General features: G+C 58.9%; 24 protein-coding genes. 10 read left to right on the top strand and 14 right to left on the bottom strand.

The genetic code is table 11. From position 1 onward, the window contains the following. Positions 1–74 precede the first annotated feature (74 nt). Genes U6037_RS29055 through folE2 form a run of 6 tightly spaced genes read right to left on the bottom strand, consistent with a single transcriptional unit; the run spans position 75 to position 5280 of the window. Complete coding sequence (locus tag U6037_RS29055; RefSeq protein WP_322845340.1) at positions 75–1406, bottom strand: dihydroorotase; 1332 nt, start codon at positions 1404–1406, stop codon at positions 75–77. Between the two features lie 2 nt (positions 1407–1408). Next, entirely contained in the window at positions 1409–1969 is a 561-nt protein-coding gene (locus tag U6037_RS29050) for a carbonate dehydratase (RefSeq protein WP_053125220.1), read from the bottom strand. After that, a complete protein-coding gene (locus tag U6037_RS29045) occupies positions 1966–2841 on the bottom strand; it encodes a metal ABC transporter substrate-binding protein (protein ID WP_322845339.1) in 876 nt (291 codons plus the stop codon). The genes U6037_RS29050 and U6037_RS29045 overlap by 4 nt, the downstream gene beginning before the upstream one ends. A gap of 11 nt (positions 2842–2852) precedes the next feature. After that, positions 2853–3719 (bottom strand): metal ABC transporter permease, encoded by an 867-nt coding sequence (locus tag U6037_RS29040; RefSeq protein WP_322845338.1) that lies wholly within the window; start codon positions 3717–3719, stop codon positions 2853–2855. Then, positions 3719–4387 carry a metal ABC transporter ATP-binding protein gene (locus U6037_RS29035; RefSeq protein WP_322845337.1) on the bottom strand — a complete coding sequence of 223 codons (669 nt, stop codon included), beginning with the start codon at positions 4385–4387 and terminating at the stop codon, positions 3719–3721. Before U6037_RS29035 ends, U6037_RS29040 begins: the two co-directional genes overlap by 1 nt. Beyond that, entirely contained in the window at positions 4384–5280 is an 897-nt protein-coding gene (gene folE2, locus U6037_RS29030) for a GTP cyclohydrolase FolE2 (protein WP_322845336.1), read from the bottom strand. The genes U6037_RS29035 and folE2 overlap by 4 nt, the downstream gene beginning before the upstream one ends. 84 nt (positions 5281–5364) lie before the next feature. On the opposite strand from folE2, the gene U6037_RS29025 reads away from it, so the two are divergent. After that, positions 5365–6567: an N-acetylmuramoyl-L-alanine amidase gene (locus tag U6037_RS29025; RefSeq protein WP_322845335.1), complete on the top strand. Its 1203-nt coding sequence runs from the start codon at positions 5365–5367 to the stop codon at positions 6565–6567. On the opposite strand, the gene U6037_RS29020 is transcribed toward U6037_RS29025, so the two are convergent. After that, positions 6564–6941: a glutamine synthetase gene (locus U6037_RS29020; protein WP_322845334.1), complete on the bottom strand. Its 378-nt coding sequence runs from the start codon at positions 6939–6941 to the stop codon at positions 6564–6566. The genes U6037_RS29025 and U6037_RS29020 overlap by 4 nt on opposite strands. A gap of 220 nt (positions 6942–7161) precedes the next feature. Between U6037_RS29020 and zigA the strand changes: the two genes are divergently transcribed. Together zigA and U6037_RS29010 are read left to right on the top strand one after the other, a co-directional pair. Beyond that, positions 7162–8367, top strand: coding sequence for a zinc metallochaperone GTPase ZigA (gene zigA / locus U6037_RS29015; protein ID WP_322845333.1), 1206 nt, complete (start codon positions 7162–7164; stop codon positions 8365–8367). Beyond that, on the top strand, positions 8367–9011 hold the full coding sequence (locus tag U6037_RS29010; protein ID WP_322845332.1) for a DUF1826 domain-containing protein: 645 nt from the start codon (positions 8367–8369) through the stop codon (positions 9009–9011). The genes zigA and U6037_RS29010 overlap by 1 nt, the downstream gene beginning before the upstream one ends. A gap of 14 nt (positions 9012–9025) precedes the next feature. Here U6037_RS29010 and U6037_RS29005 read toward each other — a convergent pair whose 3' ends face one another. Continuing rightward, complete coding sequence (locus U6037_RS29005; RefSeq protein WP_322845331.1) at positions 9026–9382, bottom strand: NADH:ubiquinone oxidoreductase; 357 nt, start codon at positions 9380–9382, stop codon at positions 9026–9028. 29 nt (positions 9383–9411) lie between these two features. Between U6037_RS29005 and U6037_RS29000 the strand changes: the two genes are divergently transcribed. Continuing rightward, a complete protein-coding gene (locus U6037_RS29000) occupies positions 9412–10377 on the top strand; it encodes a CobW family GTP-binding protein (protein WP_322845330.1) in 966 nt (321 codons plus the stop codon). A gap of 6 nt (positions 10378–10383) precedes the next feature. On the opposite strand, the gene U6037_RS28995 is transcribed toward U6037_RS29000, so the two are convergent. Then, positions 10384–10797 carry a DUF3301 domain-containing protein gene (locus U6037_RS28995; RefSeq protein WP_242207967.1) on the bottom strand — a complete coding sequence of 138 codons (414 nt, stop codon included), beginning with the start codon at positions 10795–10797 and terminating at the stop codon, positions 10384–10386. A gap of 117 nt (positions 10798–10914) precedes the next feature. Here U6037_RS28995 and pdxY point away from each other — a divergent pair, with 117 nt between their 5' ends. Continuing rightward, positions 10915–11787, top strand: a complete 873-nt coding sequence (gene pdxY, locus U6037_RS28990; protein WP_322845329.1) for a pyridoxal kinase PdxY — start codon at positions 10915–10917, stop codon at positions 11785–11787. A gap of 102 nt (positions 11788–11889) precedes the next feature. Here pdxY and U6037_RS28985 read toward each other — a convergent pair whose 3' ends face one another. Further along, positions 11890–12372, bottom strand: a complete 483-nt coding sequence (locus U6037_RS28985; RefSeq protein WP_003229693.1) for an acyl-CoA thioesterase — start codon at positions 12370–12372, stop codon at positions 11890–11892. A 278-nt stretch (positions 12373–12650) separates the two neighbouring features. Here U6037_RS28985 and U6037_RS28980 point away from each other — a divergent pair, with 278 nt between their 5' ends. Beyond that, entirely contained in the window at positions 12651–14414 is a 1764-nt protein-coding gene (locus U6037_RS28980) for a cation:proton antiporter (RefSeq protein WP_322845328.1), read from the top strand. A gap of 21 nt (positions 14415–14435) precedes the next feature. Here the strand turns inward: U6037_RS28980 and U6037_RS28975 are convergent, their stop codons facing one another. The 3 genes from U6037_RS28975 to uvrD form a co-directional block, all read right to left on the bottom strand. Beyond that, positions 14436–14843 carry an SMI1/KNR4 family protein gene (locus tag U6037_RS28975; protein ID WP_008078852.1) on the bottom strand — a complete coding sequence of 136 codons (408 nt, stop codon included), beginning with the start codon at positions 14841–14843 and terminating at the stop codon, positions 14436–14438. Between the two features lie 138 nt (positions 14844–14981). Beyond that, entirely contained in the window at positions 14982–15857 is an 876-nt protein-coding gene (locus U6037_RS28970; protein WP_322845327.1) for a Tim44 domain-containing protein, read from the bottom strand. 296 nt (positions 15858–16153) lie between these two features. Then, complete coding sequence (gene uvrD / locus U6037_RS28965) at positions 16154–18337, bottom strand: DNA helicase II (protein WP_322845326.1); 2184 nt, start codon at positions 18335–18337, stop codon at positions 16154–16156. 257 nt (positions 18338–18594) lie between these two features. Here uvrD and U6037_RS28960 point away from each other — a divergent pair, with 257 nt between their 5' ends. The 3 genes from U6037_RS28960 to U6037_RS28950 all read left to right on the top strand — a co-directional run bounded on the left by U6037_RS28960 (position 18595) and on the right by U6037_RS28950 (position 22824). Continuing rightward, entirely contained in the window at positions 18595–21465 is a 2871-nt protein-coding gene (locus U6037_RS28960; RefSeq protein WP_322845325.1) for a putative bifunctional diguanylate cyclase/phosphodiesterase, read from the top strand. 127 nt (positions 21466–21592) lie between these two features. Further along, positions 21593–22459, top strand: coding sequence for a transcriptional regulator HexR (hexR, locus tag U6037_RS28955; RefSeq protein WP_007912071.1), 867 nt, complete (start codon positions 21593–21595; stop codon positions 22457–22459). 161 nt (positions 22460–22620) lie between these two features. Continuing rightward, positions 22621–22824: a PA3496 family putative envelope integrity protein gene (locus tag U6037_RS28950; RefSeq protein WP_322845324.1), complete on the top strand. Its 204-nt coding sequence runs from the start codon at positions 22621–22623 to the stop codon at positions 22822–22824. Here U6037_RS28950 and U6037_RS28945 read toward each other — a convergent pair. Continuing rightward, positions 22766–23728: a LysR family transcriptional regulator gene (locus tag U6037_RS28945; protein WP_322845323.1), complete on the bottom strand. Its 963-nt coding sequence runs from the start codon at positions 23726–23728 to the stop codon at positions 22766–22768. The two genes, U6037_RS28950 and U6037_RS28945, sit on opposite strands and share 59 nt — an antisense overlap. A gap of 190 nt (positions 23729–23918) precedes the next feature. On the opposite strand from U6037_RS28945, the gene U6037_RS28940 reads away from it, so the two are divergent. Next, entirely contained in the window at positions 23919–25334 is a 1416-nt protein-coding gene (locus U6037_RS28940) for an acetyl-CoA carboxylase biotin carboxylase subunit (RefSeq protein WP_025112637.1), read from the top strand. Positions 25335–25420 lie beyond the last annotated feature (86 nt).

Genomic DNA, 25420 nt, shown 5'->3' with positions numbered 1-25420 from the left:
ATCTTGATTGTAAAAAACAAGATCAAAAGATCGCAGCCTCGTTTCACTCGTCAGCTCCTACTGGGTTTTTTGAATCAGCGCATAAATCGTAGCGCCAACCCCCGACACCCCTCATTCACCCGACCCTCCCGCCACGCAATCTGCCCCGACACAAACGTCGTGCTCACCCGATGCCGAAAGCTGCGCCCGGCAAACGGCGTCCATCCGCACTGCGACAGAATCGGTTGCCGATCGACCTCCAGCGTCTGCGCCTCAACCAGCACCAGATCCGCCCAATACCCCTCACGCAAATAACCACGATCCGGAATCGCAAACAGATCCGCGACACGATGGCTGGTCTTCGCCACTAACGTCGTGACCGGCAAAACCTTATCTGCCACCAACTCCATCAGCGCCGGCAACGCATGCTGCACCAGTGGCAATCCCGACGGCGCCTGCGCGTAAGGCCGCTGCTTTTCTTCCCAGGTATGCGGCGCATGATCGCTGCCAATAACGTCCAGCCGATTGCTGTTCAAAGCTTCACGCAAAGCATCGCGATCATTCTGAGTCTTGATCGCCGGGTTGCACTTGATCAGGTTGCCGAGGTTTGGATAGTCGCGATCATCGAACAACAAATGATGCAGACACACCTCAGCGGTGATGCGTTTCTGCGCCAACGGTTTGTCCTCGAACAACGCCAGTTCACGCGCCGTGGTCAGGTGCAAAACGTGCAGACGAGTGCCATGACGTTTCGCTAGTTCCACCGCCAATGAAGAGGAGCGATAACACGCCTCGGCATTGCGGATCAGTGGGTGAGCTTCCGGCGGAACTCGCTCGCCGAACAGCTCTTTCAGATTGGCCGCGTTGGCGTCGATGCTCGGCGTGTGTTCGCAGTGCGCCAACAGAATGGTCGGGACCTCGGCGAACAGCCGCTCGAGAATCTGCGGATCATCCACCAGCATGTTGCCGGTGGATGCCCCCATGAACACTTTCACCCCGGCCACTTCACACGGATTAAGCGTAGCCACCGTATCGAGATTGTCGCGACTAACGCCAAAGTGAAAGCCGTAATTGGCCACCGAGTTGATCGCCGCCCGGCGTTTTTTATCCGCCAGGGCTTCGAGGGTGAGGGTGGCCGGATTGGTGTTGGGCATGTCCATGAAGCTGGTGATGCCACCGGCAACTGCCGCACGCGACTCAGTGTGAATGCTGCCCTTGGCCGGCGCGCCTGGTTCACGAAAATGCACCTGGTCATCGATCATCCCCGGCAGTAACCATTGGCCGTTGGCGTCGATTTCTACCGTGGCGTTTTCTCCTTCAATGCTTCGCGCAATTTTGACGATGCGACCGTTGCTGACCAACAGATCGCCATCGAACTCGCGCCCTTCGTTGACCAGCCTGGCGTTGCGAATCAGCACGCTGCTCATGGTTAGAACTCGTTCTGCAAGGCTTTGTAGCCGCGCACCAGATCGACGTTGGTGCGTGCCACATCTTCGGAAAACTCCGAGGCGCTGACGCTCACCGGCGGGAATAACGAGAGGTCGGTGTTCGGGCCGATGCGAGTGGTGGAGGGCACGTAGAACGCGTCCGGCAAATCGCGACCATCCACCACCGAGTTGTGCCGCACCACGCAACCGTTGCCGACGATGCAGTTGAACAGCACGCTGTTGAAACCGATGAACACGCGGTCGCCGACCACGCATGGGCCATGCACGATCGAGCGGTGGGCGATGGAACTGAACTCGCCGATGGTCACCGCTGCACCGGATTTCGAGTGGATCACCACGCCGTCCTGAATGTTCGAATTGGCGCCGATGGTGATCGGCTCCATCTCGCCCGAGGCGTCCACTTCGTCGGCACGGATCACCGCGTAGGGGCCGACGAACACGTTCTCGCCAATCACCACTTTGCCGCAGATGATCGCGGTTTTATCGACGTAGGCCGACTCGGCGATTTGCGGTAAATCACCTGAAGGATTCTTGCGGATCATGGTCGGCTCAGTGCGTTGTAAAGGGTGTTGAGGTTGTATTCGAACAGACCGGTGAAAGTGCTGGCAGGGCCGCTGGCGGCGAGCGCGTCGGAGTACAACGTGCCTCCGATGCGCGCGCCGCTTTCATCGGCGATCTGTTTGAGCAGGCGGGCGTCCTTGATGTTTTCCATGAATACCGCTTTGACTTTGGCCTGGCGAATCTGGGTGATCAGTGCTGCGACTTCGGCGGCGGAGGGTTCACGTTCGGTGGACAATCCCTGCGGTGCCATGAAGTCGATACCGTACGCTTGGCCGAGATACCCAAAAGCATCGTGGCTGGTGACGATCTTGCGGTTGCCCGGTGGCAGCGAACCGAGTTTGGTTTTGGCTTCGGCGAGCAGGGCGTAGATCTGCTTCAGATAGGTTTTGCTGTTGCGTTCGTAGTCGGCCTTGTTCGCCGGGTCGGCAGCGATCAGCGCCTTGGCGATGTTGGCGACGTACAACTCGGCGTTCGCCAGATTGTGCCAGGCATGCGGGTCGGGAACGGTTTCACCGTCTTCATCCAGTGAACGGGGAATCACGCCATGGCTGGCACTGATAACCGTGGCTTTGGTCTCGGTACTGGTCACCAGTCGATCCAGCCACGGTTCGAAACCGAGGCCGTTCTTGATGATCAGTTTGGCGCTGAGCAGCGCTTTGGCATCGTCCGGTGTCGGCTCGTAGGTGTGTGCGTCAGCGTCCGGGCCGACCATGTTGGTGATCTGGATATGTTCGCCGCCGACCTGATGCACCATGTCGGCGAGAATGCTGAAGCTGGTCACCACCGGCAATTTTTCCGCCGCCGATAATGACATCGACAGCATCAGGCTGAACAACACGACTAGAACGCGCATCGGGAAACACCTCATTGGGATGTGAGCAACGGTGGGCGGCGTAGTAGGCCGTGAACCGGCCCGAACACCACTGACAGCAGATAGCCGATACCGGCGACCAGCACGATGGCCGGGCCGCTGGGCAGCGAGTAGTAGAACGACAGCAACAAGCCAAACCATACCGAGAGGCAGCCGATGACCGCAGCGATGCCAATCAGGATCGGTAATTGGCGGCTCCAGAATCGTGAGGCAGCGGCGGGGAGCATCATCAGTCCGACGACCATCAGTGCGCCGATGGCCTGGAACCCGATCACCAGATTAAGCACGACCAGCGTAAGGAATACGCCGTGGGCGAGTGGGCCGAGGCGGCTGACGGTTCTGAGAAAAAGTGGGTCGAGAGTGTCGAGTAGCAGCGGTTTGTAGATCAGCGCCATGGCGATCAGGCTGAATCCCGAGACCCACAACATGCCGGTGAGGGTTGGGCCATCGACGGCTAATGCCGAACCAAACAGCAGGTGAAGCAGGTCGAGGCGTTTGCCGGCCATGCCGAGAATCAGCACACCGCTCGCGAGGGAAATTGGGTAGATCGCAGCGAGGCTGGCGTCTTCGCGCAGACCGGTGCGCCGAGTGATCCAGGCGGCGAGTCCGGCCATGCTCAGACCGGCGCCCAGGCCGCCGAGTGTGAGGGCAGGCAGACTCAAACCGGCAAACCAGAATCCCAATGCGGCACCGGGGAGGATGCCGTGGGCGACGGCGTCACCGATCAGGCTCATTCTTCTCAAGATCAAAAACACGCCGAGCGGTGCGGTGCTGCACGCCAATACCAGGCCGCCAAGCAGGGCGCGGCGCATGAACACGAACTCGCTGAACGGTTGCCAGAAGTGGGTGACGGCAAGCATCAGGCCACCTGCATGTGAGGGGTTTGCTGGATCAGTTCGACGCTGGCGCCGTACACGCATTCGCGGTTTTTGATCAGCAAGGTTTGCGGGATGTGTTGGCGTACGGCGACGAGGTCATGGCAGACCACGACGATAGTTCGTCCTTCGTTATGCCAGGCATGGATATGCTGCCAGAGCAATTGTTGACCGAGTTCATCGAGGGCGGCATGGGGTTCGTCGAGGAGCAGAACCGGGGCGTCGGTCAGGCTCAAACGAGCGAGCAGGGCGCGTTGTAATTCGCCGCCGGAAAGGGCCATGAGCGAGCGCCGTTCGAGTCCGCTCAAGTGCCAGTTTTCCAGTGCGGCGTTCAGTCGTTGTGCGCGCAGTCGGGTTGAGAGTCGACGTCCCCAGAAACCGGCGGCGATCAGGTCTTCGAGGCTGATAGGGAACTGGCGATCGAGGTGCTGTTGTTGGGGCAGGAAAGACAATCCGCTTTGGCGTGGAACACTCAGGCAGACTTTGCCAGACAAGGGTTTTTGCAGCCCGGCGATAACTTTCAAAAGGCTGCTTTTTCCACAGCCGTTGGCGCCAACGATTGCCGTGAGGCTGGCGCTTTCTAGCTCAAGATTCAGGGGGGCGGTGAGCGGTTGGCCAGGGGCGCCCCAGCTCAGGGATTGGCAACGGATCATGCTTGCTCACGCTGCCAATGACTTTCCGCGACGGCGTCGTGGGCGTGCAGGCTTTCGGCGTGGATCACTCGCAGGTGGAATTGATTAACTCCGGGGGTGTGGCGAAGTGCGAGATTCAACCGGCGTGCGGCGTCTTCGCAGAACATCAGGTTCTGTCCATTCGCCAGGGCAAAGGCTTGCTCGTCCGCGCGTTTTACTGCGGTTTGCACGGCAGTGCCGAGGGCGGTTTCGGCGTCATTGATGATGACGCTCAGCGGGAGCTCATCGATGAATTCGTCGAGATGTAAATGCAATTGTGCAGCGCTGCGTTGACTGTGAGGCGTGGCGACGATGCCTTGTGTTGAGCCGAGCCAAGCCAGAATGTCTGCATGCTGAAGAGTTTTATTGGCGAAGTCGTCGATGAATTGCTGCTGGATCAACTGGCGCGCCAAAGCTGCGGAGCAGGGGCAAGTTGAGGAGTAGGGCACTTCGATTTTGAGTTCCACGTGGAACATCTTGTTTTTCAGGCTGGCTGAAATCGTCGCGGGATAGGACTTCCATCCGGCCAATGGACTGATCAACGCGGGTCTTTTAAGCAGCAGATCGGTGTGTATGTTCAGGTAGGCACAGTTGGATAAACCGTCGTGGCTATCCAGAAAATGGTTCAGTACCTGGTGCAGAAGAGCAGGGGAAAGTCTTTCCTGTTCGAGCGTCTCCAAGGCTAGATAAAGTCGCGACATGTGAATCCCGCGAGCCTCGCCGTCATCCAGACTCACTCCCGCATCTGCCTTCGCACTCAAGCGTTGGCCTTCCAATAAAACGGGTAACGCGATGCCGTGCATACCCACCCATTCGAGGGGTAAGGCTTGGCGAGCGGATTGCGCGGCGATATCCGGGAGTGTCAGCGAATTCATGTTTGGAACCATCGTGTTGATTGAAATCAATGTTACATTATAACAATACAAATCACGATGCCTTTTTCATGAACAGGCTTTCATATGCACAGACGCCATCTGCTCAATCTGATTCTGGCCAGCACGGCCTTCGCCTTCCCTTTCGGGGTTTCGGCCACGCAAATTCGCAATGCGCGGCTTTGGCGTTCTGATGAAAAGCTGCGGTTGGTCTTCGATCTGAGCGGGCCGGTGCGCTACAAAACCTTCACGCTCAGTTCGCCTGAACGACTGATTGTCGATGTGTCCGGAGCCAATCTAAGCGCTGATTTCAGCCAGTTGGCTTTGAATGGCACAGTGATCCGTTCCATTCGATCCGGGCCTTTTGGTCAGGGAGATACGCGGATTGTTCTCGATCTGAGCAATCCAGTGTTGCTGAACAGCTTCCTTTTGGCTCCGCAAAACGGCCAAAGTCATCGGTTGGTTCTGGATCTCATCAGCACAAAAACGCCTCAAACAGCCCCAATGGTTCCACGTGAAACACCCAGAATCGACGTTCATCTCAAGCGTGACATCATCGTAGTCGTCGACCCAGGACATGGTGGGAAGGATCCTGGTGCGGTTGGCGCCAAGGGTGAGCGGGAAAAAGATGTGGTGCTTTCCATTGCACAGCTACTCGCCAAGCGACTGAAAAAAGAGAAAGGATTCGATGTGAAACTGGTGCGCAATGACGATTTTTTCGTACCTTTGCGCAAGCGAGTGGAGATCGCTCGTCAGCATAAAGCCGACATGTTTATCTCTGTGCATGCCGACGCGGCGCCAAGGCTGACGGCTTCTGGTGCCTCCGTGTATTGCCTCTCTGAGGGTGGCGCGACATCAGCGACGGCACGTTTTATGGCGCAGCGTGAGAACGGTGCGGATCTGCTCGGCGCTACCAGTCTGCTTAATCTCAAAGATAAAGATCCAATGCTCGCCGGAGTGATTCTCGACATGTCGATGAACGCTACCATCGCTGCCAGCCTTCAATTGGGCAACACGGTATTGGGCAGTCTGGCGGGCATCACTACGCTGCATCAGAAACGTGTGGAACAGGCTGGATTCGCCGTGTTGAAGTCGCCAGATGTGCCTTCAATCCTGGTGGAAACCGGCTTTATTTCCAATGTTCGCGACAGTCAGCGACTGGTCACTGCGCGGCATCAGCAGGCCGTGGCGAATGGTTTGTTTGAAGGGTTGCAGCGTTACTTTGAGAAAAACCCACCGATCGACAGCTATCTCGCTTGGGAGCAGGAGCAAAAAGCCGCACGGGTTTAGCAACCGGCAATCCGGCTACAGGTGAACTTTGCACTGCTGCCGCCCGAGCTGGAAAAGCGATTGATGGTTGTCCAGCCGACGCGGCGGGTGTAACCGACCCAGGCTTCTCCGTCAGAGGCAATGCCGGTAAAGAACGTCAATTGACCGAAGCGGCTATTGGTTTGTGCCCAATAACGCTGCCTAGCCTTTTCAAACCCACGGAGATAAAGCGTGCTGCCGACGGTGTTGACGCTATACGCGTTGCCCTCGGCATCGACGCACGCCAGCAGATTAGCGCTACGTGTGCAGCTCGCAAGCGCCGGAATCTGCGCCCACGTATCGCCAGCAACGAGAAATCCGAGGCTCAACAACGAGCATTTCAGCGCAGTTTTCATTACCAATTCCGGGAGTGGGATGGGCTCAGCTTCCTGTTGTTTATCGCTAAGGACAAGAGCAGGGCTGGTCTATTCGTGGTGTTATACTATAACATAAACAGTAACTGAGCCTGAGCGGTCCGATTTCAAGCGTTTACCTTCAGCGAACCCTCGTCTGAAGCAGAAAAACGCCAAGCGCTGGTAAAAGCGCAATCGGCTGCCTTTCTATGAGGATTATCCAATGTCAGAAGAATTGCCAGTCACCGTACTTTCAGGATTTCTCGGCGCTGGAAAAAGTACACTTTTGAATTACGTACTACGTAATCGAAAGGGGCTGCGTGTTGCTGTGATCGTCAATGATATGAGCGAGATCAACATCGATGGCAGCGAAGTCCAGCGCGATGTCAGCCTGAACCGTGCAGAAGAAAAAATCGTCGAAATGAGCAACGGCTGTATCTGCTGTACGTTACGCGAAGATTTGCTCGAAGAAGTCAGCAAGCTCGCCCGTGAAGATCGCTTCGATTATCTGCTCATCGAATCCACCGGTATCTCCGAGCCGTTGCCGGTCGCAGAAACCTTCACCTTCCGCGATGAACACGGCCAAAGCCTCTCCGACATCGCCCGTCTCGACACCATGGTCACTGTCGTCGACGGTGTGAATTTCCTGCCGGACTACCAAGCGGCGGAAAGCCTCGCCTCCCGTGGCGAAATTCTCGGCGAAGAAGACGAGCGCTCCATCACCGACCTGTTGATCGAACAGATCGAGTTCGCCGACGTGCTGTTGATCAGCAAGATCGACCTGATCAGCCAGCCCGAGCGCGAAGAGTTGATCGCTATCCTCAAACGCCTCAATGCTCAAGCCGAAATCATCCCGATGGTGATGGGCGAGGTGCCGCTGGAGAAGATCCTCAACACCGGCCGCTTCGATTTCGACCGAGCCGCGCAAGCACCGGGCTGGCTGCAGGAGTTGCGCGGTGAGCACGTGCCGGAAACTGATGAATACGGCATCGCTTCCACCGCCTACCGCGCACGCCGGCCTTTTCACCCGGAGCGTTTCTTCAACTTCATCGACCGCCCGTGGCTGAACGGCAAGCTGCTGCGCTCCAAAGGTTTCTTCTGGCTGGCGAGCAAGCCTACGGATGCTGGCAGCTGGTCGCAGGCTGGCGGTTTGATGCGTCACGGTTTCGCCGGACGCTGGTGGCGTTTTGTGCCGAAGAACCAATGGCCACAAGATCAACAAAGCTCCGCCGCGATCATGGAAAACTGGACGCCGAGCGTAGGAGACTGCCGTCAGGAGCTGGTTTTCATCGGGCAAAACATCGATTTCCTACAGCTCTCCGACGAACTGGATGACTGCCTGCTCACCGATGAAGAAATGGCGCTCGGCGTAGAGGGTTGGCGATTGCTGGCGGATCCATTCGGCCCTTGGCATGAAGAGGCTGCCTGATGCTCGCCCTCAAACTCATGCAAAACCGCACGCGTCATCAGCATCAAGGGCGGACGCCAAAGACGCTGACCCGAATTCTGGACGATGACACCAATCTTGCCGTGTGGCAGCGGCAACTGCCGTTGCACATCAGCGATTTCGCTCAGTTATTGCTGTCGCTTAACGAACCCTTGGCGCAATCGTTATGCCTGGAGTTGGCAAGCGAGGACGCCGAGCCTGACCTGACCGGGTTGGCTTCAGGCTTCCGCGATCTGGAAGGCTATGAAGGCTTTATCGCCGACCTGAAATGGCTGGTCAGCGCCTTTGGCTGTTTGCTGGGCGCCAAGCGGATCGGCCTGCGCCTGCGGGTGCTCGATAAAGCCATGTGCCCGCGTTTCCACGTTGATCACGTGCCGGTGCGGCTGATCACCACGTACGCTGGCGTCGGCAGCCAATGGCTCAAGGAAGGCGTGATGGATCGCCAGCAACTGGGGCAGGCCAACGCTGAGCCCCACGCGCAAATTCAGCAACTCAGCAGTGGCGATGTCGCGCTGTTGAAAGGCGAAAAATGGCACGGTAATGAAGGCTTCGGTCTCATCCATCGCTCGCCGCAACCGACGGCTGGCGAGCATCGATTGATCCTCATCCTCGACTGGCTCGGCTAACGCCTAAAGACACCTCAAGGCTTGAGCCACGATCCTTGGCTCTGGCCTTCGCAATACGGTTTCAAATACGCCGCATCGGTGGCAACGCCGTAATAGTGAATGTCCTGGCGATAAGGCATATTGGCGACTTGCGCGTTGCTGCACACACCAAACGCACCGCTCGGGCACTGATCGACGTACTGTACTTCGACTTTCTGCCCGGCCAGCGTTGGCTGGCAGAAACCGTCGTTGAACAGCTTCTCCGGGATATTGCGGTTCTGCTGGCAGACTTTGACGTCGAGCCGCTCGCTCTGACTATGCACTACGCAAGCCTGGGCCCACGCTTCACTCGACAGCAGCGTCAACAGCAACGACCATCCCATCCAACGCATCTTTGCATCTCCCAAGAAAGCTTCCCGCCATGTTGCAGAACATTCCTACCCATGTCATTGCTGGCCCTTTGGGCGCAGGCAAGACCAGCCTGATTCGCCAGCTTATGGCCCAGCGGCCAGAAGGCGAGCGCTGGGCGGTGCTGATCAACGAGTTCGGCCAGATCGGCCTCGATGCTGCGCTGCTGACCCGCGATGCCGATGGTGTCGCACTCGGTGAGGTGGCTGGGGGCTGCCTGTGCTGCGTCAATGGCGCGCCGTTTCAGATTGGTCTCGGGCGGTTGTTGCGCAAGGAGAAGCCGGATCGACTGTTTATCGAGCCGTCCGGGTTGGGGCATCCGGCGCAATTGCTCAAGCAGTTGAATGAAGCGCCATGGTCTGGCGTTCTGGCGGTTCAGCCCTGTGTGCTGGTGCTGGATGCTCAGGCGCTGCATGTCGGGAAAGCATTACCAGTCGCGCAACAGGACGCGTTGGCGAGCGCCGGATTGCTGCTGCTGAACAAGGCCGAAAACCTGGATGACACGGCCCGGGCAAAAATCGCCAACCGATTGCCGCCAGTCCCGCTGATCTGGACGCAACAGGCGCGACTACCCCTGAACGAACTGCCGGGCCTGGCTGAAAAAGCAGTCAACGGTATGGACAACCTGGCCGTGCCCAAAGGATTGGGACAAATGCCGGCCGTCTGGAGTGATCCGACGTTGCCGATTTGCCTGAGTCAGGCGCAGGAGGGTGGCTGGAGCATTGGTTGGCGCTGGCATCCGGGCCAGACGTTCGACAAGCAACGCATTGCCGACTGGCTAACCGGCCTTGATTGGAAGCGAGCGAAACTGGTGATCCGCAGCACGGATGGCTGGGTGTCTGCGAATGCTTTGGATAATGCCAAGCTGATCTGGCAAGCCAGCGAATGGCGGAAAGATTCGCGAATCGAACTGATCTTCGTCGATCCGCAAAATATTGATCAATTGCAGGCGGGGCTGGCGCGATGCCAAACCCGGTGATTCAGCTCAAGGCTTCCACTTGGTGTGTTCCTGCCGCCACTGGCTCAGCTCGATGACTTCTGCCCGTGGCTTCTGCACTTCGACCACTGGCGGCGTATCGTCGAACGGCGCCGGGTAGGGCGCCAGCTCGATCTGCGCACTGTGCGCTCCAAACTGGGTAATCGTGCCGTTGTGCCGGGTTTCACCGGTCACGGTGAATTCGAAGTTGTACACCCGCGCCAATCGTCGGCGACCGTTGGCGTCCTTGATGAAACCGATCTTCTTCAGTGCAACGTTGCCGTCCAGTAACTCCACGCGCACGTTCAGGCAATGCTGCTTGACCCGTTCCAGCGCCCGCTCACGCAAGCCGTGGTTGTGCCATAGCCATGCGCCGGCCGCAGCGAACAGCATCAGCACAAAGATGTTTTCCAGGGTCAGCATCAACATCGAACTCCAAAAGATAGCGTCAGCTTAACTGCGTCGCCGGTCTGTCGTACAGGCTGCGTTTCGTCGCATACTGCGCGGCTTGAATTTCAATCGTTTTACGGAATGACCCGAATGAAACGTACGCCTCATCTGCTCGCCATTCAGTCCCACGTCGTGTTCGGCCACGCCGGCAACAGCGCGGCGGTTTTTCCGATGCAGCGGGTCGGGGTCAATGTCTGGCCGCTCAACACCGTGCAGTTTTCCAACCACACCCAGTACGGTCAGTGGGCTGGCGAAGTGCTGGCGCCGCAACACATTCCCGAGCTGGTTGAAGGTATTGCGGCGATTGGCGAGCTGGGCAACTGCGATGCGGTGCTGTCCGGTTATCTCGGCAGCGCGGCGCAGGGTCGAGCGATACTCAGCGGTGTCGAGCGCATCAAATCGGTCAATCCGAAAGCGCTGTATCTGTGTGATCCGGTGATGGGCCACCCGGAGAAGGGATGTAGCGTGCCGACCGAGGTCAGCGACTTCCTCCTGGACGAGGCGGCTGCGGTGGCGGACATCATGTGTCCAAACCAGTTGGAGCTGGACAGCTTCTCCGGGCGCAAGCCGCAGTCGTTGTTCGATTGCCTGGCAATGGCGCGGGCGCTACTGGCGCGTGGGCCGAAAGCTGTGCTGGTCAAGCATCTGGATTATCCGGGAAAACCGGCCGATGGCTTCGAGATGTTGCTGGTCACGGCCGAAGGCAGTTGGCATTTACGCCGTCCGTTGCTGGCGTTCCCGCGTCAGCCGGTGGGCGTGGGCGATCTGACGTCTGGCCTGTTTCTGGCGCGGGTGTTGTTGGGCGATAGCCTGGTGGCGGCGTTTGAATTCACGGCGGCGGCGGTGCATGAGGTGCTGCTGGAGACTCAGGCGTGCGCCAGTTATGAGCTGCAACTGGTGCGAGCGCAGGATCGGATTGCGCATCCGCGGGTGAAGTTCGAGGCTACGGCGATCAGTCTGTAATCGCGTTATCGTTCAAAAAAGATCGCAGCCTGCGGCAGCTCCTCCATGGGAATATCAAACCCTGTAGGAGCTGCCGAAGGCTGCGATCTTTTGCTTTTGATCTCAGGCGTCGCCCTTGATCTCCTGGTAGCGCTTCTCCAGCTCCTGGCGAATCTGCCGACGCTGCTGCGCCTGCATGTAGCGACGCTTGTCTTCACTGTTCTGCGGTTGCAGCGGCGGCACGGCGGCCGGCTTGCGCTGGTCATCCACCGCAACCATGGTGAAGAAGCAGCTGTTGGTGTGGCGCACCGAACGCTCGCGAATGTTTTCGGTGACGACTTTGATGCCGACCTCCATCGATGTGTTGCCGGTGTAGTTGACCGAGGCGAGGAAGGTCACCAGTTCGCCGACATGAATGGGCTCGCGGAAAATCACCTGATCCACCGACAGGGTCACCACATAGCGGCCGGCATAACGGCTCGCGCAGGCGTAAGCCACTTCGTCGAGGTATTTGAGCAGGGTGCCGCCGTGGACATTGCCTGAGAAGTTGGCCATGTCGGGGGTCATCAGTACCGTCATCGACAGCTGGGCGTTTCCGGGTTCCATAGCGTTCTCACGGATCAAGGCTGATTTCTGGAAGCACCTCTGCGGGTGCCTGGTCGCTTTTCAAAAGCACCGTTATCGGGACGCCGGGCGACTGGCCGCCGTCACGCCGGAATCGATCTGTTTCCATATATTGCACCGCCTTCCAGGCGGAAGTCGCGGTGTTAACCTGCAAAAGCCCATCTCAAGGGCAATTCCCACACAAAAAGCGGATTTTTACCTAGCTCGCCCAGACCTTTCTGACGTCTGCCGCGAGTCTCGTCATTCAAGGAGCCCACGCCATGCATGCCATCAGTTTTATTCAGGACCTGGCAGTGATCATGTTGGTCGCAGGCGTGGTGACCGTGTTGTTCCACCGCTTCAAGCAGCCGGTGGTGCTTGGCTATATCGTCGCTGGTTTCATCATCGGCCCGCACACACCGCCGTTCGGCCTGATTCACGACGAAGAAACCATCAAGACTCTTGCCGAACTCGGGGTGATTTTTCTGATGTTCTGCCTCGGGCTGGAGTTCAGCCTGCGCAAGTTGTTCAAGGTTGGCGCAACGGCGTTTATCGCGGCGTTCCTCGAAATTGTCCTGATGATCTGGATCGGCTACGAAATCGGCCGCTGGTTCGACTGGAACACCATGGACTCGCTGTTCCTCGGCGCCATCCTGGCGATCTCCTCGACCACCATCATCGTCAAGGCACTCAATGATCTGAAGATGAAGAACGAGCGCTTTGCGCAGTTGATCTTCGGTGTGCTGATCGTCGAAGACATCCTCGGCATCGGCATCATCGCACTGCTGTCGAGCATCGCGGTCAGCGGCACCGTCAGCTCCGGCGAAGTGTTTTCCACGGTCGGCAAGCTGTCGTTGTTCATGATCGTCGCGCTGGTCATTGGCATCCTGCTGGTGCCGCGCCTGCTGGCTTACGTGGCCAAATTCGAAAGCAACGAAATGCTCCTGATCACCGTGCTCGGTCTGTGTTTCGGCTTCTGTCTGCTGGTGGTCAAGCTTGAGTACAGCATGGTGCTCGGCGCGTTCCTGATCGGCGCGATCATGGCCGAGTCGCGGCAGTTGCTGAAAATCGAACGCCTGATCGAGCCGGTTCGCGATCTGTTCAGCGCGATCTTTTTCGTTGCGATCGGCCTGATGCTCGACCCGATGATTCTTCTCGAATACGCGTGGCCGATCGCGGTGATTACCGTCGCCGTGGTACTCGGCAAGATGTTGTCCTGCGGCCTCGGTGCGTTTATCGCCGGTAATGACGGACGCACCTCACTGCGCGTGGGGATGGGGCTGTCACAGATTGGCGAGTTTTCCTTCATCATCGCCGCGCTGGGCATGACCTTGCAGGTCACCAGCAATTTCCTTTATCCGGTCGCTGTGGCCGTGTCGGTGATTACCACGCTGCTGACGCCGTATCTGATTCGTGCGGCTGATCCGCTGTCGATCAAGTTGTCGGCGGCGGTGCCCAAGCCTCTTGGTCGCGTGCTGGGCATGTATGGGGAATGGTTGCGCAGCATTCAGCCGCAAGGCGAGGGTGCGATGCTGGCTTCAATCATTCGCAAGATCCTGCTGCAGGTCGGAGTCAATCTCGCCCTGGTCATCGCGATCTTCTTCGCTGGCGCGTATTTCGCCGAACGCATCTCACTGTGGTTGCAGGACTGGATCAGCGACCCTAGCTGGCAGAAAGCGTTGATTTGGGGCGGGGCGTTGTTGGTATCGCTGCCGTTCCTGATCGCGGCGTACCGCAAGCTTAAGGCACTGTCGATGCTGCTGGCAGAGATGGGCGTGAAGCCGGAGATGGCCGGGCGTCACACGCAGCGAGTGCGTCGGGTGATCGCCGAAGTGATCCCGATTCTCTCGCTGCTGGTGATTTTCCTGCTGCTGGCAGCCTTGTCGGCCAGTATCTTGCCGACCAACAAGTTGCTGATGCTGATCGCCGTGGTCGCGGCCGCCGTGGCGGCGCTGCTCTGGCGCTGGTTCATCCGCGTGCACACGCGGATGCAGGTGGCGCTGCTGGAAACCCTCGACAACCACAAAGAGTCGTCGGGGCATTGACCCACCGGGGCGGCTGGCCGATCAGCTTTCCAGCCAGACGTCCCGCGCCCAGTGCCACACCGATTCCCAGGACTCTTCGGTGATCAGCTCTTCTTCGCCGGACCACAGCACCACGGTGCCGTCTTCTTCGACGCAGTAGTAGTTCTCACCGTCCTGGCAGATCGGGATCAGATCACGCGGAACACCGATGTCCCAGGCATTGGCTGCGACGTCCGGCAGATAGGTGTGCGATTGTGGATCGGTGACGGTCACCGGCTCCAGGCTGCCGTACACCACGTCGCTGACGGTCAGCAAAAATTCTTTGAAGACGAACGGAATGTTGATGAACAGTTCTTCTTCGACTTCTACCAGTTGGTCTTCGTCAGGCAATTCCAAAGGAACCGGCACGGGTTCGTTGGCTTCACGCAGTTGTTCGATGATTTCTTCCACGTCCGGGATCCTCTTGCTTGAATGGCGCGGTTTATATGGGCCGGTTTATACAGTAGCTCGCTATAGATGCAACCGCGAAATAGAAAACCCCAGCCGAGGCTGGGGTTTTTATTACAGCAAGTGAAGCGCGCGAGGGGATCAGCCGTTCTGGCGGATACCGGCGACCAGCCAAGGCTGATTCTCGCCCTGCGGACGTTCCATGTTCCAGCTTTCGCTGAACACTTCGCCCTGGTCGAAGCGTGAGGACTTCGACACACCATTGAAGGTCAGGGTGGCGATGGTCTTGTCGGCACGGTCATCCACGCCATCCAGTTGAACCTGGAGGTTGTCGATGTAGGTCGACTGGAACGCGTCGCCCAGATCCGCACGCTCACGCTTGAGGAACTCGAGCATTTGCGGGGTCACGAACTCGGCGATCTTGTCCATTTCGTTGGCATCCCAGTGCTGCTGCAGCGACTGGAAGTGGCTGCGGGCAGCTTCAAGGAAGTTCTGCTCGTTGAACCAGGCTGGCGCGTTGATCACCGGACGGGCGGCAGCAGGTGCGGCCGAACCACCGAAAATCGAACCCATGGCCGCAGGTTTCTGCTCGAACACTTCACGCTGCATCGGCGCGCCAGCCGGAGCGAACTGCTCCTGCTGCTTGCGGCGACGCGCGGCGATGAAGCGGAAGATCACGAACGCGATCACGGCCATGATCAGGATGTCGAAGATCTGCATGCCCTGGAAGCCGCCGCCCATGAACATGGAAGCGAGCAGGCCACCGGCGGCGATACCGGCCAGCGGGCCGAGCCATTTCGAAGCACCGCCGGCCTTGGCGGCAGCGCCAGCGGCACCGGCAGCACCAGCGGTCGCTGCTGCGCCGCCCACGCCTGGAGAAGAGGGAGCCATCTGGCTGGTCTGGTGCGTCGGCGCAGCGCCGGCGCTTTTGCCACCACCAAAGCGCTTGGCGTTGGCGTCGAGGCTCATCGTCAGGCCGATGCACAACGCCATGGCGATGCTAAGAAAACGTTTCATAAAGGGAATTCCCGTTTGTGGAGACACGCGCGCCATGTTGCACAGCTGAAGTGTTGCTGGCTAGCGAGAGAGTGTTTCGGGCTTTTGCCTGACAGGTCGCGTTCAGCTTCGCGAGGCAATCAGCCTATTTACTTTTGTCTGTAGGAAAAGGCGATAGGTTCAGCGGGATTGTTGGTCAGAACACCGAACCCTGTGGGAGCGAGCCTGCTCGCGAATGCCGCACCGCGGTCTATCAGATCAACCGCGGTGATTTCATTCGCGAGCAGGCTCGCTCCCACAGAAAAGCGAAATCGGCCTCAGATCGCTTCCAGCTTGGCGTAACCGAGCATCAGCCATTTGCTGCCTTCGCTGAAGTTCACCTGCACCCGTGCCTGCGCACCGGCACCTTCGAAGTTGAGGATCACACCGTCACCAAAAATCGAATGCCGTACCGCCTGCCCGAGGCTGAAACCCGTTTCCGGAATCTCGCTGCCGCTGAACAGGTTGCTGCCGCTCATCGACTGATTACCGCCGAATGGACGGCTGACACTGTTCGACAAACGCACTTCCTGAATCAGGCCTTTCGGCACTTCACGTACGAAACGAGAGACCTTGTTGTAGGTTTCGCTGCCGTACAAGCGGCGGGTTTCAGCATAGGTCATCACCAGATTCTGCATCGCCCGGGTAATGCCCACGTAAGCCAAGCGCCGTTCTTCTTCGAGACGGCCCGGTTCTTCCAGGCTCATCTTGTGCGGGAACAGGCCTTCTTCCATGCCCACGAGGAACACGTACGGGAATTCCAGGCCTTTGGCGCTGTGCAGGGTCATCAACTGAATGCTGTCTTCGTGTTCGTCAGCCTGGGTGTCGCCGGCCTCCAGCGAAGCGTGGCCGAGGAATGCCGCCAGTGGCGTCAGTTCTTCGTCTTCTTCGGTGTTCTCGAAGTTGCGCGCGGCGCTGACCAGTTCCTCAAGGTTTTCTACCCGGGCCTGACCTTTCTCGCCTTTTTCCGCTTCGTGGTAGGCAATGAGGCCGGATTGCTCGATGACGGTTTGCGTCATCAAGTGCAACGGCATCTCCATGCACTTGGCGGCGAGGTTCTCGATCAGCTCGATGAACGCGCCCAATGCACCGGCGGCACGGCCGGTCAGGCCTTTATTGGCGACCAGTTGGCGCATCGCTTCCCACATCGACACATCGCTGTGGCGCGCGTGATCGCGGATGGCTTCGACGGTTTTTTCGCCGATGCCACGGGCGGGCACATTGATCACCCGTTCCAGCGCCGCATCGTTGTCGCGACCTTCGAGCAAGCGCAGGTAGGCCATGGCGTTCTTGATTTCCGCACGCTCGAAGAAGCGCTGACCACCGTAGATGCGGTACGGAATGCGCTCGCGCAGCAAGGCTTCTTCCAGAACGCGCGATTGGGCGTTTGAGCGGTACAGAATCGCGATATCGCTACGGGCCAGGCCGGTTTTCAGCGCGCTTTCGATGGTTTCGACAACGTAGCGTGCTTCGTCGTGTTCGTTGAACGCGGCGTACAGATTGATCGCTTCGCCGTCACCGCCGTCGGTCCACAGCTCTTTGCCCAGACGTCCGGTGTTGTTGGCAATCAGGGCGTTGGCGGCCTTGAGGATGCCGGCGGTGGAGCGGTAGTTCTGCTCCAGACGAATGGTCACCGAATCCGGGAAGTCGGAGGAGTACTGATGAATATTTTCGATTTTCGCGCCACGCCAGCCGTAAATCGACTGGTCGTCGTCGCCGACCACCATCAGGCTGTCGCCGCCCTTGCCGAGCAGGCGCAACCAGGCGTACTGCACGGCGTTGGTGTCCTGGAATTCGTCCACCAGAATATGCCGGAAGCGCTTCTGGTAGTGCGCCAACAGGCCCGGATGATCGCGCCACAGGTCGAGGGCGCGCAGTAGCAGTTCGGAGAAATCGATAACGCCGGCACGCTGGCACGCCGCCTCGTAGGCTTCGTAAATGCCGCGCATGGTCGCCAGATACAGATCGCCGCTGGCCTGAATGTGTTGCGGGCGCAGGCCTTCGTCTTTCTGGCCGTTGATGAACCACTGCGCCTGACGCGCCGGCCAGCGTTGCTCGTCGAGACCGAGCTCGCGGATCACCCGCTTGACCAGCCGTTGCTGGTCGTCGCTGTCGAGAATCTGGAAGGTCTGGCTCAGGCCAGCTTCCTGCCAGTGCGCCCGCAGCAAGCGGTGCGCCAGGCCGTGGAAGGTGCCGACCCACATGCCCGCCGGGTTGATGCCCAGCAACTGCTCGATGCGGTGACGCATCTCGGCAGCGGCCTTGTTGGTGAAGGTCACCGACAGAATGGAGTGGGGCGAGGCGTTTTCGACCTGGATCAACCAGGCGATACGGTGCACCAGCACTCGGGTTTTACCGGAACCGGCGCCGGCCAGGACCAACTGACGGCCAACGGGGGCTGCTACGGCCTGGCGTTGGGCATCGTTGAGGGAATTCAGCAGAAGGGAGAGATCATCGCGCATCGGGGCATTCTAGGGTGCGCCGCAGGCCCGGGCAAACCGAGCTTTGCATTAGCCGATGAAACTCCTGCCGATGACGACCGGTCAGTCACTGGCTACAAGCATCGGCCCGCCGCGCTCCAAGGGTTTTGCCGGTGCCAAAGGGCGGAAAAGTTTCGCTGAAATTGTGATCTGGAGCAGTTTGGCAACGGGAGCTGCTTGTGTATGCTCCGTCCACGTTTCGGGCGCACGCCCTCCTTATAAGAACAAGAACGTTGCCCATGACCCTCAGCTCTGAACTGTCGGGCCCCTACGTGGAACCCCGGGTTATCCGCAAGCACTATGCCGTCGAAATGGCGGTGGAGCGCACGCGTCTGCTGTATCAGGGCTCGTTGTTGCCCACCCTGTTCATGTTGATCAATGGTCTGGTCTGCGCCGCTTTGCTCTGGAGCCCGCAGCGCTACTTCGTGGTCAGCGTCTGGCTGGTGTGGTTGCTGTCACTGGTGGCGTTGCGGGTGATTCAGGTCGCCGCGTTCGACTCGGCAATCCCGGATCGGCAGGCGCAACCGATCTGGCGGCGGATGTTTCTGCTTGGCTCGACCATGACCGGCCTGACTTTGGCTGGCGCCGGCATCGCCCTGGTGCCCGCCGACAACTTCATGCAGCAGGCCTGGGTGTTCGGCCTGATCGGCGCCGCAACCTTGTCGGCCAGTGTCGCTTACGCGGTGAGCCTGCCGGCGTTTCTTTCCTTTACCTTGCCCTGTCTGTTGCCAGCGATCGGTTATCTGTTCTGGGGCGGTGATGAGCAGGCGCGCGGCTGGGGCTGGCTCGGGTTGATCCTGCTCGGCTCGCTGAGCGTGGTGGCGTGGCAGGTCAATCGGCTGATCGATCGCGGCTTGCTGCGGCGCTTCCAGAATCAGCACTTGATCGAACACCTGCAACAGACGCAGTCGCGCAGCGAACAGCTCAATCAGGAACTGGCCAAGGAAATCGATCATCGCCGCTGCGCCGAGGGCAAGCTGCGCGAAGCCCAGGTCGAACTCGAAGACCGCGTTGCCCAGCGCAGCCTTGAGCTGGATGCAGCCAATCAGGCCCTGAGCAAAAGCGAAGCGCGGCTGGCGCTGGCGTTGAAAGCCAGTGAGTTGGGGCTGTGGGACTGGAACCTGCAAACCGACGAAGTCCACCACACGCAGATTCAGGAACTGTTCGGCCTCGCTCCGGAATACGTCACGGCGCTGTTGCGCGACCTCAAGCCTCGCCTGCATCCCGACGATGTGCCGACGCTGAAATACGCGTTGATCGAGCATTTGAAGGGTCGCACCGAGGACTACCAGATCGAATACCGTGTGCGTCACAGCGATGGTCATTGGGTGTGGATCGAGGATCGGGGCCGCGCGGTAGAGCGCAGCGACAGCGGGCGGGTGATCCGCATGGTCGGCACCCGTCGCGACATCAGCGCCAGCAAAAGCCTCGAAGAACAGCAACGTCTGGCGGCGACGGTGTTCGAAGCGGCCAGTGAGGGCATCGTGATTCTCGACCCGAATTACGCGCTGATCGCAATCAATCAGGCGTTCAGCCGGGTCACCGGTTACGACATCGAGGACATGCTTGGGCGCAACGTTGTCGAGTTGCCGTGCAGCCGAGATGCGCGCCGCCATTACGTGGCGATCCGTCATGCACTGGAGCAGCACGGCAGTTGGCAGGGCGAACTGGTGGAAACGCGCAAGAACGGCGAACTGTATCCGCAGTGGCTGCAACTCAATGCGGTGCGTGATGGTCGGGGAAATGTCAGTCATATCGTCGGGTTCTTCGCCGATCTTTCAGCGCGGCGTGAATCCGAAGAGCGCATGCGTTACCTGACCCATTACGACGAACTGACCGGTCTGGCCAACCGCTCACTGTTCCGCGAACGCTTGCACGAAGCGCATCAGCGTTCGCGTCAGGGCCGACGCAGTCTGGCGTTGCTGCACATCAATCTGGATCGCTTCAAACTGCTCAACGACAGTCTTGGCCATGAGATTGCCGACCAGTTGTTGCAGAAAATGGCGCGCCGGCTGGTCAATGCCTTGCCGGAAGCCGACACCATTGCCCGATTGTCCGGTGATGAATTTGCGGTGCTGTTCGATGCCTACGGCAACCTGTCGAGTCTTGCCCGGGTGGCCACACGGTTGTCGGCCAAGCTGCGCTTGCCGCTGACCGTGGAAGGGCATGAACTGGTGGTCAGCGCGTCGATGGGCATCAGCATGTTGCCGGACAATGCGCGGGAGATTTCTGCGCTGGTCAGCCAGTCGAACATGGCCATGCAACATGCCAAGCACCTCGGCGGCAACAACTTCCAGTTCTACACCGAAAGCCTGCAGGCCAGCACCCTTGAGCGCTTGCAGCTGGAAAACCAGTTGCGCAAAGCCATCGAAGAAAAGCAGCTGAAAGTGTTCTATCAGCCCAAGTTGTGCCTGCAAACCGGACGTTTGAATGCGGCGGAAGCGCTGGTGCGCTGGGATCATCCGACCATGGGCCGAGTACCGCCGGGGGATTTCATCGGGCTGGCTGAAGAAACCGGTCTGATCGGCCCGATCGGCGAATTTGTCCTGCGTCAGGCATGTTGGCAGGCCTGTGAATGGCAGCGTCAGGGGCTTGAGCCGATCCGCGTGTCGGTGAACCTGTCGGTGCATCAGTTGCGCCAAGGCAAGCTGGTCAGTCTGGTGCGCCAGGTGCTGGAGGAAACCGGGCTGGCGCCGCACTACCTCGAACTGGAGCTGACTGAAAGCCAGTTGCTCGACAGCGTCGAACACATCATCGCGACCTTCCAGCAACTGCGCGATCTGGGGGTGAAACTGGCGATCGATGATTTCGGCACCGGCTATTCGTCATTGAGTTACCTCAAGCGCATTCCGGTGGACTACGTGAAGATCGATCAGGCATTCATTCGCGGGTTGGGTGAGGGTAGTGAAGATGCGGCGATCACTCGCGCGATCATTGCAATGGCTCATGGGCTGTCGCTGAAAGTAGTGGCTGAAGGCGTCGAGCGACAGGATCAGCTGGAGTTTTTACGCGCCGAGCGTTGTGATGAAGTTCAGGGCTATCTGATCAGCCGCCCGGTAGAAGCTGCCAGTCTGGCCGGGCTTTTGCGCGATCAGGAAAAACCGCTTTAAGGGCTACATGCACCTCATCGCGCCTGATATGGGGACATCGAGTTACGCATTGAGCAGGCAAAAAGCCAATTCATGTAGTATAACTACAAGCGTGCTACATCCTTGCCCATAAGAAGAGTCCAGCCCCTTGAATCTGCTGCAACACATCGCCCAGTCACGTCACCTGTTACGCAAGTCGGAGCTCAAGGTCGCCGACCACGTGCTGCTTGACCCTGCGGCGGTGATGCACAGTTCCATGGCCGATCTGGCCCACAGTGTCGGCATCAGTGAGCCGACCATCGTGCGCTTCTGTCGCGCCATCGGTTGCTCCGGTTTTCAGGATCTCAAACTCAAACTGGCGCAAAGTCTGGCTGCCGGTGCCAGCTTCGGCCAGTTCGCGATCCATGAAGACGATTCGGTTGCCGATTACAGCCTGAAGATTTTCGACACCACGTTGCACACCTTGATGGAGGTTCGCGAGAAGCTCGATCCGGTTGAGTTGCAGCGCGCCGTGACGCTGATGTCGCAGGCGCAGCGGGTCGAGTTCTACGGCTTTGGTGCATCGGGTGCAGTGGCAGCGGATGCGCAGCACAAGTTCTTCCGTTTGCTGCTGACTGCAGCGGCGTATTCCGATCCGCACATGCAGGCGATGTCTGCGGTGACGTTGAAACCGACCGATGTGGCGATCTGCATTTCGCAGTCGGGGCGTTCCAAGGATTTGTTGATCACCGCCAATCTGGTGCGTGAGAGCGGCGCTTCGTTGATTACCTTGTGCCCGAGCCAGACACCTCTGGCCGAATTGTCGACGGTCAATCTGGCGATCGATGTGCATGAAGACACGGAGATTTATACACCGCTGACGTCGCGTATCGCGCACCTGGTGGTGATTGATGTGCTGGCGATGGGCGTAGCGATGGCGCGCGGGCCGAGCCTGGTCAACCACCTCAAGAGCGTGAAGCGCAGTCTGCGCAGCTTGCGCTTGTCGCCGAAAGCCGCCAAAGCGCTGGATGATTAAGATCAAAAGATCGCAGCCTTCGGCAGCTCCTACATGTGAAATGCGATCCATGTAGGAGCTGCCGAAGGCTGCGATCTTTTGCTTTACGACGGTTACTTTCATCAAACCGTCATCCCCCACGTCTATCGTGAAGCTCCCGTCATCGCCTTGGGAGACTCGAAATGGCTCAGCCCTACGAAGAACGCAACAGCGCCGCGAAAACCCGTCGTCAGCAGGAAGATCAGCGCCGCATGGAATTCCGTCGCGCTATCGAAGATCGCTTCGAACTTCGCCAGCTTCAGGCCGAAATCGGCGATTTTCCCGAAATCACTCACTGGCAGGCAACACCTTCAGCTTCCCGTCGAAGCGCTCAACCAGCGCGCTGATCTGCACACGCTCGCTGCGGATAAACGCCAGGAAGGCGTGAGCCACCGGTGACAGGCGTTTCGCCTTGGCCTGCACCAGGCACCAGCTTCGCAGCAGCGGCAGTTCTTCGATCGGCAGTTCCACCAGCCCGCCGGTCGCCAGCTCCAGGTTCAGGGCGTGGCGCGTCAACAGCGCCAGGCCCAGACCCGCCGCCACGCATTCGCGCTGAGCTTCGGCCGAGGCCACTTCCTGGGTCTGGGTGAAGTGCACGCGCTTCTCTTTGAAGTACTCCTCACAGGCCAGTCGCGTACCCGAGCCGGGTTCGCGGATCAGCAGCGTGTAGGGTTCCAGATCCTGCAAACGCAGCGGGCCCATGTGCGCCAACGGGTGATCCGGGCGCGCCACGGCAACAATCGGGTTGTTCAGAAACGGCAGGAATTCCAGGCCCATGTCCTGCGGCACCATCGACATGATCACCAGATCGTCGCGGTTGTCCGAAAGCCTGCGAATCACCTGGCCACGGTTGACCACGGTCAGTTGCAGATTCACTTCCGGGTGCTGACGTTTGAACGCGGCGAACAGGTGCGGGACGAAATATTTGGCGCTGGATTCCACCGCCAGTTTTAGCTGACCTTGCAGCGATCCCTGCATGTCTGACAGCTGCATATCGAGGTTTTCCAGGCGCCCGAAGATGTCCCGGCTGGCGCGCTGAAGTGCCTCGGCGGCTTCGGTCATGTAGAGTTTTTTGCCGACATAATCGAATAATGGCTGGCCGATCAGCTCTTCGAGCTGACGAATCTGTAGGCTGACGGCCGGTTGGGTGAGGGACATTTCCTCGGCTGCGCGGCTGTAAGAGCGTAAATCACACACTTCGTTGAAGATCTGCAACTGACGCAATGTCATACGCATCAAGGACTTACGCATTTTTTACAGGCTCTGACGGCTGGCTGAGGTTTCAACTATAAGTCTTTGCTTATGCCTGACCCAATTTTTATTCATTTTTGTTAATCCCTCATGAGCGCTAGTGTGGACCTGCGACTAAATTGAAACATTTGGTCACGCGTCGACCTGGGTCTAGCAGGTCGTGGTGCCACCGGCTCAAGGGAACCTCCAAGTGATAACAAAGATCCTGATCGCCAACCGTGGTGAGATTGCCGTACGAATCGTGCGAGCCTGCGCCGAAATGGGCATTCGCTCGGTTGCGATTTTTTCCGACGCCGACCGCCATGCACTTCATGTAAAGCGTGCGGATGAGGCCCACAGCATCGGTGCCGAGCCACTGGCCGGTTACCTGAACCCGCGCAAGCTGGTGAACCTGGCGGTTGAAACCGGCTGCGATGCACTGCACCCCGGTTACGGTTTCCTCTCGGAAAACGCTGAACTGGCTGACATCTGCGCCGAGCGCGGGATCAAATTCATTGGCCCGTCGGCAGAAGTCATCCGCCGCATGGGTGACAAGACCGAAGCGCGCCGCAGCATGATCAAGGCTGGCGTACCGGTCACGCCGGGTACCGAAGGCAACGTGGCCGACATCGAAGAAGCTTTGGCAGAGGGCGACCGCATCGGTTACCCGGTGATGCTCAAAGCCACTTCCGGTGGTGGCGGTCGTGGTATCCGTCGCTGCAACAGTCGCGAAGAGCTCGAACAGAATTTCCCTCGGGTGATTTCCGAAGCGACCAAGGCCTTCGGTTCTGCCGAAGTGTTCCTGGAAAAATGCATCGTCAATCCCAAGCACATCGAAGCGCAGATTCTCGGCGACAGCTTCGGCAACGTCGTGCACCTGTTCGAGCGTGACTGCTCGATCCAGCGCCGCAACCAGAAGCTCATCGAGATCGCCCCGAGCCCGCAACTGACCCCGGAACAGCGCGCCTACATCGGCGACCTGTCGGTGCGTGCGGCCAAGGCTGTGGGTTACGAGAATGCCGGCACCGTGGAGTTCCTGCTCGCCGAGGGCGAGGTGTACTTCATGGAAATGAACACCCGGGTGCAGGTGGAGCACACCATCACCGAAGAAATTACCGGGATCGACATCGTCCGCGAGCAGATTCGCATCGCTTCCGGCCTGCCGCTGTCGGTGAAACAGGAAGACATTCAGCACCGTGGTTTCGCGTTGCAGTTCCGTATCAACGCCGAGGACCCGAAGAACAACTTCCTGCCGAGCTTCGGCAAGATCACCCGTTACTACGCCCCCGGTGGCCCAGGCGTGCGTACCGATACAGCGATCTACACCGGCTACACCATTCCGCCGTTCTACGACTCGATGTGCCTGAAACTGGTGGTCTGGGCACTGACCTGGGAAGAGGCGATGGATCGTGGCCTGCGCGCCCTCGACGACATGCGTCTGCAAGGCGTGAAGACCACCGCCGCGTACTACCAGGAAATCCTGCGCAACCCGGAATTCCGTAGCGGCCAGTTCAATACCAGCTTCGTTGAAAGCCACCCTGAACTGACCAACTACTCGATCAAGCGCAAACCCGAAGAGTTGGCTCTGGCCATCGCCGCCGCCATCGCCGCCCACGCAGGCCTATGAATGAAACAGCTGCGAGCTTTTAGCTGCAAGCGGCAAGTAAAAGCAGATTGGCTTTTTCTTGCCGCTCGTAGCTTGAAGCTTGCCGC

The organism is Pseudomonas sp. B33.4, from assembly GCF_034555375.1.
Taxonomy (GTDB): Bacteria; Pseudomonadota; Gammaproteobacteria; order Pseudomonadales; family Pseudomonadaceae; genus Aquipseudomonas.
Note: the sequence above shows the minus strand (reverse complement) of the source record. Positions and strands in the feature narration are given on the sequence as shown.

What these genes read in the sequence shown, in the direction of transcription:
- U6037_RS29045 (WP_322845339.1), bottom strand. Translation starts at nt 2,841, where the DNA reads ATGCGCGTTCTAGTCGTGTTGTTCAGCCTGATGCTGTCGATGTCATTA.
- U6037_RS28995 (WP_242207967.1), bottom strand. Translation starts at nt 10,797, where the DNA reads ATGCTGACCCTGGAAAACATCTTTGTGCTGATGCTGTTCGCTGCGGCC.
- U6037_RS29050 (WP_053125220.1), bottom strand. Translation starts at nt 1,969, where the DNA reads ATGATCCGCAAGAATCCTTCAGGTGATTTACCGCAAATCGCCGAGTCG.
- U6037_RS29010 (WP_322845332.1), top strand. Translation starts at nt 8,367, where the DNA reads ATGCTCGCCCTCAAACTCATGCAAAACCGCACGCGTCATCAGCATCAA.
- U6037_RS29005 (WP_322845331.1), bottom strand. Translation starts at nt 9,382, where the DNA reads ATGCGTTGGATGGGATGGTCGTTGCTGTTGACGCTGCTGTCGAGTGAA.
- U6037_RS29020 (WP_322845334.1), bottom strand. Translation starts at nt 6,941, where the DNA reads ATGAAAACTGCGCTGAAATGCTCGTTGTTGAGCCTCGGATTTCTCGTT.
- uvrD (WP_322845326.1), bottom strand. Translation starts at nt 18,337, where the DNA reads ATGCGCGATGATCTCTCCCTTCTGCTGAATTCCCTCAACGATGCCCAA.
- U6037_RS28970 (WP_322845327.1), bottom strand. Translation starts at nt 15,857, where the DNA reads ATGAAACGTTTTCTTAGCATCGCCATGGCGTTGTGCATCGGCCTGACG.
- U6037_RS28980 (WP_322845328.1), top strand. Translation starts at nt 12,651, where the DNA reads ATGCATGCCATCAGTTTTATTCAGGACCTGGCAGTGATCATGTTGGTC.
- U6037_RS29000 (WP_322845330.1), top strand. Translation starts at nt 9,412, where the DNA reads ATGTTGCAGAACATTCCTACCCATGTCATTGCTGGCCCTTTGGGCGCA.
- U6037_RS28945 (WP_322845323.1), bottom strand. Translation starts at nt 23,728, where the DNA reads ATGCGTAAGTCCTTGATGCGTATGACATTGCGTCAGTTGCAGATCTTC.
- pdxY (WP_322845329.1), top strand. Translation starts at nt 10,915, where the DNA reads ATGAAACGTACGCCTCATCTGCTCGCCATTCAGTCCCACGTCGTGTTC.
- U6037_RS29035 (WP_322845337.1), bottom strand. Translation starts at nt 4,387, where the DNA reads ATGATCCGTTGCCAATCCCTGAGCTGGGGCGCCCCTGGCCAACCGCTC.
- zigA (WP_322845333.1), top strand. Translation starts at nt 7,162, where the DNA reads ATGTCAGAAGAATTGCCAGTCACCGTACTTTCAGGATTTCTCGGCGCT.
- U6037_RS28950 (WP_322845324.1), top strand. Translation starts at nt 22,621, where the DNA reads ATGGCTCAGCCCTACGAAGAACGCAACAGCGCCGCGAAAACCCGTCGT.
- U6037_RS28985 (WP_003229693.1), bottom strand. Translation starts at nt 12,372, where the DNA reads ATGGAACCCGGAAACGCCCAGCTGTCGATGACGGTACTGATGACCCCC.
- U6037_RS28960 (WP_322845325.1), top strand. Translation starts at nt 18,595, where the DNA reads ATGACCCTCAGCTCTGAACTGTCGGGCCCCTACGTGGAACCCCGGGTT.
- U6037_RS29025 (WP_322845335.1), top strand. Translation starts at nt 5,365, where the DNA reads ATGCACAGACGCCATCTGCTCAATCTGATTCTGGCCAGCACGGCCTTC.
- U6037_RS29040 (WP_322845338.1), bottom strand. Translation starts at nt 3,719, where the DNA reads ATGCTTGCCGTCACCCACTTCTGGCAACCGTTCAGCGAGTTCGTGTTC.
- folE2 (WP_322845336.1), bottom strand. Translation starts at nt 5,280, where the DNA reads ATGAATTCGCTGACACTCCCGGATATCGCCGCGCAATCCGCTCGCCAA.
- U6037_RS29055 (WP_322845340.1), bottom strand. Translation starts at nt 1,406, where the DNA reads ATGAGCAGCGTGCTGATTCGCAACGCCAGGCTGGTCAACGAAGGGCGC.